The sequence below is a fragment of the Streptomyces sp. DvalAA-43 genome (assembly GCF_900091725.1).
In the GTDB taxonomy this organism is placed as follows: Bacteria; Actinomycetota; Actinomycetes; order Streptomycetales; family Streptomycetaceae; genus Streptomyces; species Streptomyces pulveraceus.
This window is the reverse complement of sequence record NZ_FMBW01000018.1, coordinates 17,439-29,647: the sequence shown is the minus strand read 5'-3', so window position 1 is coordinate 29,647 and position 12,209 is coordinate 17,439. Positions and strand designations below refer to the sequence as shown.

The window sequence follows — 12,209 nt, the reverse complement described above, 5'->3', positions numbered from 1 at the left end:
GACGGGGCGGGCCTTCGGCCGTCACCGGGGTGCCGGTGACCATCCGGTCCTCAGTGGCCGGCGAACTTCTCGCTCATCGTGGTGAAGACGTCCTCGGCGCCCGGACCCAGGTGGGGACCGGCGAGCCAGCCCGAGGTCACCGGCCCGATGGAGGTGTTGGAGACCAGCACGGACTTGCCGTCGTCGCCTTTTCTGAACCAGCCGCCACCGGACGAACCACCGGTCATGGTGCAGCCGATGCGGTACATCGCCGGGGTGCTCGGGCTGATGGAGAGCCGCCCGGGGCGGTCGACGCACTTGTGCATGATCAGGCCGTCGTACGGGGGAGCGGCCGGGTATCCCCAGGCGCCCAGGGCGTCGATCCGCGAGATCCGGGGAGCGTCGAAGTCGACCGTCAGGGCGTTCCCCACGGTCTCCTCCAGCGACTTGGTGCCCTTCTCCGGCTTCACGTGCAGCACCGCGTAGTCGTAGGGAGCGCCCTCGCCCCCGGTGGGGCCGCCGTCGGCGAGCCACTCCCCGGACGTCGTCGCCCAGTCCGCCCAGTACGCGCCGTACGGGGCGACCTCCTGCGGCTGCGCGTGCTCCAGGGCGGCGGCGGACTTGCCCTGGTCGTTGTACGCGGGCACGAAGACGATGTTGCGGTACCAGCCGCCCTTCGAACCGGCGTGCACACAGTGTCCGGCGGTCCACACCAGATTGGACCGGCCCGGGTTCCCCGGGTCCTTGACGACCGTGCCGGAGCAGACCATCGAGCCCTCGGGGGAGTCGAAGAACACCTTGCCGACCGGGGCCGCGTAGTCGTGGTACGGCGTCTTCTCGGGCTCGGCCCGCACCGGCTCGGGCTCCGGGTCGGTGACGCCCTGGTCGCCGGCGACGTCGCCGGCCGCCATGGTCTTCGCCGGGTCCTTGGCCGACTTCATCCGGTCGGGCTTCCAGAGCCCCTCGATGACCGGGTTGACGAAGTCCTTGGCCTCACGCAGCCACTTGTCCTTGTCCCAGTTCTTCCACTCGCCGTTCTTCCACTTCTCCGGGTCGACACCGTGTTTCTTCAGCGTCTCGGCCAGACCGCCGGGCAGGGAGCCGCCGGCCTCCTGACCGCCCGCGGAGTCGGCGGCGGGCTTGCCGGTCGCGTCGTCCTCGCTCGGACCGCAGGCCGTGGCCGTCAGCGCGAGCGCGGCGACGAGTCCGGTCGCGGCGAGCAGCGGACGTATGGATCGCATGGAAAGGGTTCCCCCTGAAACTTCCGGAATTGCCATGAACGTGTCATACGGATCGCTGGCCGGACCAGCGGCCCCCGACGATGCAGGGGCCCACCCTATGACGGTCCGGCGGGTGCTCCCGCCACGACGGAAGGGGCCCCCGGGCGCGCAACTGCCGCGCCGGGGGGCCCTGATGTGCCGTCACCCGGCGCCGCGAGCGGCCCGGGTGACGGCCCGTCGTCACTGTCCCGCGTACTTCTTGCTGACCGACTCGTAGACGCCCTTGGCCTCCTTGCCGAACCGCGGCCCGGCCAGCCAGCCCGCCGTCACCGGCCCGATGGAGGTGTTCGAGACCAGCGCGGGCTTGCCGTCCTGGCCCGTCGCGACCCAGCCGCCACCGGACGACCCGCCGGTCATGGAGCAGCCGATGCGGTACATCGTCGGGTCCTGCGCGGTCAGCGAGAGCCGGCCCGGCTTGTCCGCGCACTGGAACGCCTTCTGGCCGTCGTACGGCGGAGCGGCCGGGAAGCCGGTCGCCGTCATGCTGTCGATCTTCGGCACGGCCGGGGCGTTGAACTCGACCGGCAGCGCGGAACCGACCGTCTCCTCGAGCGACTTGCCCGTCGAGCCCTTCTCCGGCGTCACGTGCAGCACCGCGAAGTCGTACGGCGCACCCAGCCCGCCCGTCGAGGACCCCTGCGAGATCCACTGGTCGGACGTCTGCGCCCAGGTGCCCCACCACACGCCATAGGGGGCGATCTCCTGCTTGGTCGCCTTCTTCAGCTCGGCCAGGGAGAGGCCCTGGTCGTTGTACGACGGCACGAAGGCGATGTTGCGGTACCAGCCGCCCTTCTTGCCCGCGTGCACACAGTGCCCGGCGGTCCACACCAGGTTGGACTTCCCGGGGTGCGCCGGGTCCTCCACCACGGTCGCGGAACAGACCATGGAGCCCTCGGGGGAGTCGAAGAGCAGCTTCCCGGACTCCGCGGCGTTGGCGTGGTACGGCGTCCGGACACCCGCGGCCCGGACCGGCGCGGGCGTCGGGTCCGTCACGCCCGCGTCACCCGAGATGTCGTTGTCCACCGGCTTCTCGGGCGACTTGTCCGCGTCCCGCATCCGGTCCGGGTTCCAGAGGTCCTCGATGATCGGGTTGACGAAGTCCTTGGCCTCGCGCAGCCACTTGTCCCTGTCCCAGTTCTTCCACTCGCCGTTCTTCCACTGGTCGAGGTCGATCCCGTGTTCCTTGAGACGGTCCTTCAGATCGTCAGGAATCGTGATCTTGCCGTCAGAGGACTGGCCGGCCGGGACGCTCGGCTGGTCGCTCGCGCCGTCCTCCTCGGGCCCGCAGGCGGTGGCGGTGAGCGCGAGGACCGCGGTGACCGCGGCCACGGCGAGCACCGAGGCGGGCCGTCGGGCCGCCTTCCCCTGACGTGCGGCGAGCGCCGGTCGAATGAGTCGCATGTGGTGATCCCCCTGGGACTTCGTAACTCAACACTTCTGTACTGCACTGCGGTACTGCTCCGAGCCACCTGCTCCGAACACCCGGCGGACCCCCGGACAACCGTCCGATGTCCTGTGCGGCCCCCACTATGCCGGTGCCGATGGGGACGGCGGGCGGCAGGGCCGCGGTTCCGCCCCGCAAGGATCTTCGGATTTACCCGTGATCCGCCGCGCCCGGCGTCGTTGGTACGTGCGAGGGATCCGGGGAGAGCGTTCATCCCCGCACGCCGTCCGTGCGACGGCGTACTGATGTGCAACGCAACCGTTACAGCAGGAGGACCGACAGCCGTGGCCGTGACCGAACCAGCCCCGGTGGCAGCACCGGCGGTGCACGAGGGGATCCTGCGCCGCCAGTCCCTGCGGGAATCCGCCGCCCGTACCTATGCGCGTTCGCTGCCGATCGTGCCGGTGCGGGCCCGTGGGCTGACCATCGAGGGCGCGGACGGTCGGCGGTATCTCGACTGTCTCTCCGGCGCCGGGACCCTGGCGCTCGGACACAACCATCCGGTGGTCCTGGAGGCGATCAAGAAGGTCATCGACTCCGGCGCACCGCTCCATGTCCTCGACCTCGCCACCCCGGTCAAGGACGCCTTCACCACGGAGCTGTTCGCCACCCTGCCCCGGCGGTTCGCCGACAACGCCCGGATCCAGTTCTGCGGCCCGGCGGGCACGGACGCCGTCGAGGCGGCGTTCAAGCTGGTCCGCGGCGCGACCGGCCGCAGCGGGCTGCTCGCCTTCACCGGTGCCTACCACGGGATGACGGCCGGAGCCCTCGCCGCCTCGGGCGGCGCCGAGGACGTGCGGGTGACCAGGCTGCCCTTCCCGCGGAACTACCGCTGCCCCTTCGGCATCGGCGGCGAGCGCGGCGCGGAGATCGCCGCCCGGTGGACCGAGAACCTCCTGGACGATCCCAAGGGCGGCACACCGGCCCCGGCCGGGATGATCCTCGAACCGGTACAGGGCGAGGGAGGGGTGAACCCCGCCCCCGACAGCTGGATGCGCCGGATGCGCGCGATCACCGAGGCCCGCTCCGTCCCGCTGATCGCCGACGAGGTCCAGACGGGCGTCGGCCGCACCGGCGCCTTCTGGGCGGTCGAGCACAGCGGGATCGTGCCTGATGTGATGGTGCTCTCCAAGGCGATCGGCGGCTCCCTCCCGCTCGCCGTGATCGTCTACCGCTCCGAACTCGACACCTGGCAGCCGGGCGCCCACGCCGGCACCTTCCGGGGCAACCAGCTCGCGATGGCGGCGGGCACGGCCACCCTCGCCTTCGTACGGGAGAACCGCCTCGCCGAGCGCGCCGCGACCCTCGGCGCCCGCATGCTCGCCCGCCTCCAGGCGCTCGCCACCGACCACCCCACCATCGGTGACGTGCGCGGACGCGGCCTGATGATCGGGGTCGAGCTGGTCGATCCGGAAGCCGCCCCGACCGGCGACAGCCCCGAGCCGCCTCCCGCCCCCGCCCTCGCGGTCGCCGTACAGCAGGAGTGCCTGCGCCGCGGGCTCATCGTCGAGCTCGGCGGGCGCCACTCCACCGTCGTACGCCTCCTGCCGCCCCTCACCCTCACCGACGAACAGGCAACAGCGGTCGTGGACCGCCTCGCCGACGCCCTGGCAGCCGCCGAGCGGCTGCCGCACCGCCGGACCACGACCGGGTCGATCCGCTGACCCCGGACACCCTCACGAGAAAGACCGCCGTGAACCCCACCCCCACGCCCCAGGCCGACAGCTCGCCCCCCACCCCGCAGCGGCAGGCCGGCCCCGCCTGCCAGCTCGTCGTCGAGCAGTCCACCGTGCCGCGCCAGATGACGGCACCGGCCGATGAGCGCTACACCCCGAAGCCCTCGGCCACCGCCGGGGCACCGGCCGACCCGCTCGACCACCCGGACCCGCTGCGGGCCGCCGACTCGGCGGGCACGGAGAATCTGCTGCGCTGCTGGGTCCGGGAGACCGCTCTGCCCGGACCGGTCGGGCCCACCCTCCGCGTCCCGCTCCCCGCCAGTGGAACGGCCCTGCTCGTCCCCGTCCTCTACTGGTCGGCCACCGGCTCCCACCGCTTCGGCCCGCCCGCCCTGGAAGGGGCGCGCGAAGGAGCACCGCCCGCCGACGCCGTCACCGTCGCCGCGCTCCTGGGCCGCGAGGCAGGCCGCGACGAGGGGGCCGACATGGTGGCCCGGGTGGCCGACTCGGTACGGCGCACCGCGGGCTTCATCGCCGAGCGGCGCCGCTCCCCGCACGCCCCGGCCGAGGCGGACCTCTTCCTCACCGCGGAGCAGTCTCTGCTGCTCGGACATCCGCTCCACCCCACCCCCAAGAGCCGCGAAGGGCTCTCCGACGCCGAATCCCGCCTCTACTCGCCCGAGTCGCACGGCTCCTTCCCGCTGCACTGGATGGCCGTCGACCGCTCCGTGCTGGCCACCGACTCCGCCTGGACCGACGGAGGACGCCCGGTACCGGCCACCGAGCTGGTCGCCGCCCACGCCGAGGGGCTGCGCCTCCCGGACCGCACCGCACCGCTTCCGCTCCACCCCTGGCAGGCCCGCGAACTCACCCACCGCCCCGAGGTGGCCGCCCTGCTCGACGCCGGGCTCCTTCACGACCTCGGACCGTACGGCGGGCGCTGGCACCCCACCTCCTCGGTCCGTACCGTGCACCGGCCCGGCGCCCGGGTCATGCTCAAGCTCTCCCTCGGCGTACGCATCACCAACTCCCGCCGGGAGAACCTCCGCAAGGAGCTCCACCGCGGGGTGGAGGTCCACCGGCTGCTCCGCAGCGGGCTCGCCACGCAGTGGCACGCCGTCCACCCGGGCTTCGACATCGTCCGCGATCCCGCCTGGCTCGCTGTCGACGGCCCGGACGGCGCACCCGTCCAGGGCCTCGACGTGATGCTTCGGCACAACCCGTTCGGGCTGCACGACGACGCGGTCTGCATCGCGGCCCTGACCGCTCCGCGCCCGTGGCCGGACCGGACGGGCGTGCACTCACGCCTCGCCGAGGTCGTTCTCTCCCTGGCCGCCGTCACCGGACGAACCGTGGGCGCGGTCGCCGCCGAGTGGTTCCTGCGCTACCTGGACCGCGTCGTGCGCCCGGTGCTCTGGCTCGACGGCCAGGCGGGCGTGGCCCTCGAAGCGCACCAGCAGAACACCCTGGTGCTGCTCGACCGGGCGGGATGGCCGGTCGGCGGCCGCTACCGCGACAACCAGGGCTACTACTTCCGCGAGTCCCACCGCGCCGCGCTGGAGCGCAGGCTCCCCGGCATCGGATCGGTCAGCGACACCTTCGTCTCCGACGCGGTCACCGACGAACGCTTCGCCTACTACCTCGGCATCAACCATGTGTTCGGGCTGATCGGGGCGTTCGGTGCCCAGCACCTCGCCGACGAGCGGGTGCTCATCGCGGCCTTCCGCCGGTTCCTCGGCTCGGCCGCCGCCCTGGGCTCCCCGCTGCCGGCGCACCTGCTGGAGAAGCCCCAGCTGCGGTGCAAGGCCAACCTGCTGACCCGGATGCACGGCCTGGACGAACTCGTCGGCCCCGTCGACACCCAGTCCGTCTACGTCACCATGGCCAACCCCCTGTGCGACTGAGGGACATGACCACCGCCTGACCGCCGAGAGGAGAGCGCCCCCGTGGCTCCCGCCGATGCGTACACCGACGCCGGTACCGGCCCTGCACCGCCTGCCGACACGGGTGCCGAGGACACCCTGGACCTGGAGCTCTCCGAGGAACTCCTCGCCCTGTTCGGGGAGGACCCCCAGGGCGACGCGGGCGAGGCGGCGGACACCCGGCCGATGGCGAGCAGGGCGGCCTCCTCCGACCTGCTCGACCACCCGGCCGACTGGCGACCGGTCACCACCCCGGCCGGAGTCCTCCAACTCGTGCCGGTACGGCTGGAACGCGATCTGGCCGTACTGAGCCGCTGGATAAACGACCCCGCGGTGGCGGCCTTCTGGGAACTGTCCGGGCCCGAAGCCGTCACGGCCGCCCATCTGCGGGCCCAACTCAACGGCGACGGACGCAGCGTCCCCTGTCTCGGCGTGCTGGCGGGCGTCCCCATGAGCTACTGGGAGATCTACCGCGCGGATCTCGATCCGCTGGCACGCCACTACCCGGCCCGTCCGCACGACACCGGGATCCACCTGCTCATCGGTGGTGTGAACAACCGCGGACGCGGCGTCGGCACCACCCTGCTGCGGGCCGTCGCCGACCTCGTACTCGACAACCGCCCCCGGTGCGCGCGCGTGGTCGCCGAACCCGATCTGCGCAACACCCCGTCCGTCTCCGCCTTTCTGAGTGCCGGGTTCCGCTTCTCCGCGGAGCTCGAACTCCCCGACAAACGAGCCGCCCTGATGGTCCGTGACCGAACCCATCGTGCCCAGCTGTGAACGAACTGCTGCCTCACTCAGACCGCTCGAACCCCATCGGTTCCACCCCGAGGAGTCCCCGTGCCGAAATATCCTGCGAGCCATGATTCGGCGGACTCCGCCGAGCTGCTCAGCACGCCAGAACTGAACCGGACGGTCTGGGACGGTGCCGCCGCCCGACTGCTCGCGAAGATGCTCGGCCAATTCGCCTACGAGAAAGTCGTCGAGCCGGCCCGACAGGCCGGTCCAGACGGTACGTACACTCTCGGCCTCGACGACGGCGGGACCCTCGGCTTCCGGGCCCGGCGGGGGGTGTACGGGAGTTGGCAGATCGCCCCCGACTCCATCGTGGAGACGCGCGGGAGCGCTCCCGGGGCCCCGGACGGCGGGACCACCGAGACCGTCCCCTTCCGCGACCCCCTCCAGTTCCTGGTCCGTGCCCGCCGGCTCCTCGACATCGACGGCGCCACCCTCGGCCACCTCATCCGTGAGATCACCACCACCCTCACCGCCGACGCCCGGCTCGACCACACCGCGCTCACCGCCGCCCGACTGGCCGACCTCGACTACGCCGAGCTGGAAGGGCACCAGACCGGCCACCCCTGGCTGGTCGCCAACAAGGGCCGCCTCGGTTTCTCCGCCACCGACGCCTCGCGCTACACCCCCGAGGCCCGCAAGCCCCTCACGCTGCCGTGGATCGCGGTCTCCACGAGGATCGCCGCCTACCGGGGAGTGGCCGGTCTGGCCGCGCCGGAGCGGTTGTACGCGCAGGAGCTCGACCCGTCGGTCCGCGACTCCTTCGCCGCCGTGCTCCGCGCCCGCGGCCTCGATCCCGCCGGCTATCTCCTTCTTCCGGTACACCCCTGGCAGTGGGACGAATGGATCGTTCCGGTCTTCGCCCCCGCCATCGCCGCCGGTGACATCGTCCCGCTGCACGCCGACCCGGACCTCCGGCTGGCGCAGCAGTCCATCCGCACCTTCAGTAATGTGGCCCGCGCCGACCGGCACATCGTCAAGCTGCCCCTGTCGATCCTGAACACGCTGGTCTGGCGGGGACTGCCGACCGAACGCACCCTCGCGGCCCCCGCCGTCACCGCCTGGGTCCACGGCCTGCGCGACCAGGACGCCTTTCTGCGCGACACCTGCGGAGTCATCCTGCTCGGCGAGGTGGCCTCGGTGGCGGTCGAGCACCCGCTGTACGACCACCTTCCCGAGGCCCCGTACCAGTTCAAGGAGATCCTCGGCGCGATCTGGCGCGAACCCCTCCTGCCCCGGCTCGCCCCCGGCGAGCGGGCCCGGACCCTCGCCTCGCTGCTCCACACCGATCCGCAGGGACGCGCCTTCACGGCCGAGCTCGTCGCCCGCTCCGGGCTGACGCCCACCGCCTGGCTGACCCGCCTCTTCGCCGCCCTGCTGCCGCCGCTGCTGCACTTCCTCTACCGGTACGGCACGGTGTTCTCCCCGCACGGCGAGAACGCCATCGTGGTCTTCGACGGACAGGACGTACCGGTGCGCCTGGCGATCAAGGACTTCGTCGACGACGTGAACGTGAGCGCCCGGTCGCTGCCGGAGCACGACTCGATGCCGGACGACGTGCGCCGCACCCTGCTCACCGAGGAACCCTCCTTCCTCACCCAGTTCATCCACTCCGGACTGTTCATCGGCGTGTTCCGCTTCCTGTCCCCGCTGTGCGAGGAACAGCTGGGGGTCCCGGAGGCCGATTTCTGGTCACTCGTGCGGGCGGAGATCCTGCGCCACCACGCCCGCTTCCCCGAGCTCAAGGAGCGGTTCGAGATGTTCGACCTGCTGACCCCGCGCATCGAACGCCTCTGTCTGAACCGCAATCGCCTGCATGTCGACGGGTACCGGGACCGGCCCCAGCGCCCGCACGCGGCCATCCACGGGACGGTTCCGAATCCGCTCCACCCCTCCGCCGGAGTCCGGGAGTGACCGCTGTTGTCAGTGGTGACCCGTACGCTGGTCAGGCTATGACGAAGCCATCCCTCCCCGAGCTCCTGCACGCCGCCGTGACCGCCGTCGGCGGTACGGAACGCCCCGGTCAGGCCGCCATGGCCGAAGCCGTCGCCCAGGCCGTGGACGACCAATCCCATCTGCTCGTCCAGGCCGGCACCGGCACGGGCAAGTCGCTCGGCTACCTGGTGCCCGCGCTGGCGCACGGGGAGCGGGTCGTGGTGGCCACGGCGACGCTCGCGCTCCAGCGCCAGCTGGTGGAGCGCGACCTTCCGCGCACGGTCGACGCCCTGCACCCGCTGCTGCGTAGGCGCCCCCAGTTCGCCATGCTCAAGGGCCGGTCGAACTACCTCTGCCTGCACCGGCTCCACGAAGGAGTGCCGCAGGACGAGGAGGAGGGGCTCTTCGACCAGTTCGAGGCCGCCGCGCCGTCGAGCAAGCTCGGCCAGGATCTGCTCCGACTGCGGGACTGGTCCGACGAGACCGAGTCCGGCGACCGCGACGACCTGACCCCCGGGGTCTCCGACCGTGCCTGGGCTCAGGTCTCCGTCTCCTCCCGCGAATGCCTGGGCGCCAGCAAGTGCGCGTACGGCGCGGAGTGCTTCGCGGAGCTGGCCCGCGAGCGGGCCAAGCTCGCCGAGGTCGTCGTCACCAACCACGCCCTCCTCGCCATCGACGCCATCGAGGGCGCTCCGGTGCTTCCGCAGCACGAGGTGCTGATCGTCGACGAGGCCCATGAGCTGGTCTCCCGGGTCACCGGAGTGGCCACCGGCGAGCTCACCCCCGGCCAGGTCAACCGCGCGGTGCGCCGCGCGGCGAAGCTGGTCAACGAGAAGGCCGCCGACGCGCTGCAGACCGCGTCGGAGGGGTTCGAGCGGGTCATGGAGCTGGCGCTCCCGGGCCGTCTGGAAGAGGTCCCCGAGGATCTCGGCTACGCACTGCTGGCGCTGCGCGACGCCGCACGCACGGTGATCTCGGCCCTGGGCGCCACCCGGGACAAGTCCGTCCAGGACGAGGACGCCGTGCGCAAGCAGGCCCTGGCATCGGTGGAGACGATCCACGGCGTCGCCGAGCGCATCACCCAGGGCTCGGAGTACGACGTCGTCTGGTACGAGCGCCATGACCGTTTCGGCGCCTCGGTACGGGTCGCTCCGCTCTCCGTCTCGGGGCTGCTGCGCGAGAAGCTCTTCGCCGAGCGGTCCGTCGTCCTGACCTCGGCCACACTCAAGCTCGGCGGGGATTTCAACGGGGTGGGCGCCTCGCTCGGCCTGGCTCCCGAAGGCACCGCGGGCGACGACATCCCGCAGTGGAAGGGACTCGACGTCGGCTCGCCGTTCGACTACCCGAAGCAAGGCATCCTGTACGTCGCCAGGCACTTGGCCACGCCGGGGCGGGAGGGCTCCCGCACCGACATGCTGGACGAGCTCGCCGAGCTGGTGGAGGCGGCGGGTGGGCGCACCCTCGGGCTGTTCTCCTCCATGCGGGCGGCCCAGGCCGCCGCGGAGGAGCTGCGGGGCCGGCTGGAGAAGCCGATCCTGTTGCAGGGCGAGGAGACGCTCGGTGAGCTGATCAAGAATTTCGCGGCCGATCCCGAGACCTGTCTCTTCGGCACGCTGTCGCTCTGGCAGGGCGTCGATGTGCCGGGAGCCAGCTGTCAGCTGGTGGTCATGGACCGCATCCCGTTCCCGCGCCCCGACGATCCGCTGATGAGCGCGCGCCAGAAGGCGGTCGAGACGGCGGGAGGCAATGGGTTCATGGCCGTCGCGGCGACGCATGCCGCGCTGCTGATGGCTCAGGGCGCCGGACGACTCGTCCGGGCGACGGGCGACAAGGGCGTGGTCGCCGTGCTCGATCCGCGCCTGGCCAATGCCCGGTACGGCAGCTATCTGCGCGCCTCGCTGCCCGACTTCTGGTACACCACCGACCGTAACCAGGCGCGCCGCTCACTCGCCGCGATCGATGCGGCGGCCAAGGCGGACGGCAAGTAGCCCGCTCCGGGTCCCTCGGGGTGTGTGGGCCCCTCAGCGCAGGGGCCCCAGGACTCTGAGTACAGGGGCCCAGGACAAGGGCAGGGCCCCGGGATCGGCGCAGTGGATCCCGGGGCCCGGTCGGAAACCGGCGGGCCTCACACCCGCCGCAGCACCGCCACCACCTTGCCGAGGATCGTCGCCTCGTCGCCCGGGATCGGCTGGTAAGCGGAGTTGTGCGGGAGCAGCCAGACATGGCCGTCCTCCCGCTTGAAGCGCTTGACCGTGGCCTCGCCGTCCAGCATGGCTGCCACGATGTCGCCGTTCTCCGCGACGGGCTGGCGGCGCACGGTGACCCAGTCGCCGTCGCAGATGGCCGCCTCGATCATCGAGTCACCGACGACCTTGAGTACGAAGAGCTCGCCGTCACCGACGAGCTGGCGGGGGAGGGGGAAGACGTCCTCGACCGACTCCTCGGCGAGGATGGGCCCACCGGCGGCGATCCGGCCGACCAGCGGTACATAGGACGCGGCGGGCTTGCCGGTCGTATCGGTGGGCTGCGAACTGGGCTGGTCCGAACCACGGACCTCGTACGCCCGCGGGCGGTGGGGGTCGCGGCGCAGGAAACCCTTCCGCTCCAGGGCCATCAGCTGATGGGCGACGGAGGACGTGCTCGACAGGCCCACCGCCTGGCCGATCTCCCGCATCGAGGGCGGGTAACCGCGCCGCTGCACGGAATCCCGGATCACCTCGATCACTCGCCGCTGCCGGTCCGTGAGCCCCGAGCTGTCCGCCCGGATTCCAGGAGGTCGTCCGGGCAATGAGCGCGCTGGGCGCGTGGGCTCTGGCCCCTCCATGTTCGTGACTGAGTCATTCATGGCATGCACCGGCTCGAATCGGCTCTGGGAGCGGTCCTGGGCAGTGATGGTGGCACTGTCTGCGGTGGTGGTCACGTCGGCCCCTCTCGAATGGTCTCCCTAGCTGGACAACGGTAGTAGCTTTCGAAAGGTTGCGCCAAACACACGTTCGAGTGAAAAACGAATAAAAATGTGCCGCGCGTTCTCTGCCGGGTGTATGTGCGATGACCGAGGGGACGTGGATCCCTTGCGGGCCGACCCGCAATTCGGGCCATTACGCTAGCGGCCGCCGGTGCGAAGTCGCCACAGGGGTGCCGTCGGGCTGCCGTCCGTGGGGTGGCGGTGAGGGCCCCG

8 protein-coding genes are annotated in these 12,209 nt (G+C 71.6%); 5 read left to right on the top strand and 3 right to left on the bottom strand.

Features of this window, described 5'->3' with window-relative positions:
* Positions 1-50: 50 nt before the first annotated feature.
* A complete protein-coding gene (locus tag GA0115234_RS03865; protein WP_093539411.1) occupies positions 51-1,220 on the bottom strand; it encodes a trypsin-like serine peptidase in 1,170 nt (389 codons plus the stop codon).
* Between the two features lie 219 nt (positions 1,221-1,439).
* Positions 1,440-2,660: a trypsin-like serine peptidase gene (locus tag GA0115234_RS03860; protein ID WP_176729063.1), complete on the bottom strand. Its 1,221-nt coding sequence runs from the start codon at positions 2,658-2,660 to the stop codon at positions 1,440-1,442.
* A gap of 327 nt (positions 2,661-2,987) precedes the next feature.
* On the opposite strand from GA0115234_RS03860, the gene GA0115234_RS03855 reads away from it, so the two are divergent.
* From GA0115234_RS03855 to GA0115234_RS03835, 5 genes are read left to right on the top strand one after another with little or no spacing between them, the layout of a single operon-like run.
* The gene (locus GA0115234_RS03855) at positions 2,988-4,367 is read left to right on the top strand and encodes a diaminobutyrate--2-oxoglutarate transaminase family protein (RefSeq protein ID WP_093539409.1); all 1,380 of its coding nucleotides are present in this window, start codon (positions 2,988-2,990) and stop codon (positions 4,365-4,367) included.
* Between the two features lie 29 nt (positions 4,368-4,396).
* Positions 4,397-6,283 carry an IucA/IucC family protein gene (locus GA0115234_RS03850; protein ID WP_093539408.1) on the top strand — a complete coding sequence of 629 codons (1,887 nt, stop codon included), beginning with the start codon at positions 4,397-4,399 and terminating at the stop codon, positions 6,281-6,283.
* A gap of 42 nt (positions 6,284-6,325) precedes the next feature.
* Positions 6,326-7,081 (top strand): GNAT family N-acetyltransferase, encoded by a 756-nt coding sequence (locus GA0115234_RS03845; RefSeq protein ID WP_093539407.1) that lies wholly within the window; start codon positions 6,326-6,328, stop codon positions 7,079-7,081.
* A gap of 60 nt (positions 7,082-7,141) precedes the next feature.
* Positions 7,142-9,010, top strand: a complete 1,869-nt coding sequence (locus GA0115234_RS03840; protein WP_093539406.1) for an IucA/IucC family protein — start codon at positions 7,142-7,144, stop codon at positions 9,008-9,010.
* Between the two features lie 38 nt (positions 9,011-9,048).
* Positions 9,049-11,019: an ATP-dependent DNA helicase gene (locus tag GA0115234_RS03835; protein WP_093539405.1), complete on the top strand. Its 1,971-nt coding sequence runs from the start codon at positions 9,049-9,051 to the stop codon at positions 11,017-11,019.
* 137 nt (positions 11,020-11,156) lie between these two features.
* Here GA0115234_RS03835 and lexA read toward each other — a convergent pair whose 3' ends face one another.
* Positions 11,157-11,951: a transcriptional repressor LexA gene (lexA, locus tag GA0115234_RS03830; protein ID WP_093539404.1), complete on the bottom strand. Its 795-nt coding sequence runs from the start codon at positions 11,949-11,951 to the stop codon at positions 11,157-11,159.
* Positions 11,952-12,209: the final 258 nt, after the last annotated feature.

What these genes read in the sequence shown, in the direction of transcription:
- GA0115234_RS03860 (WP_176729063.1), bottom strand. Translation starts at nt 2,660, where the DNA reads ATGCGACTCATTCGACCGGCGCTCGCCGCACGTCAGGGGAAGGCGGCC.
- GA0115234_RS03865 (WP_093539411.1), bottom strand. Translation starts at nt 1,220, where the DNA reads ATGCGATCCATACGTCCGCTGCTCGCCGCGACCGGACTCGTCGCCGCG.
- GA0115234_RS03835 (WP_093539405.1), top strand. Translation starts at nt 9,049, where the DNA reads ATGACGAAGCCATCCCTCCCCGAGCTCCTGCACGCCGCCGTGACCGCC.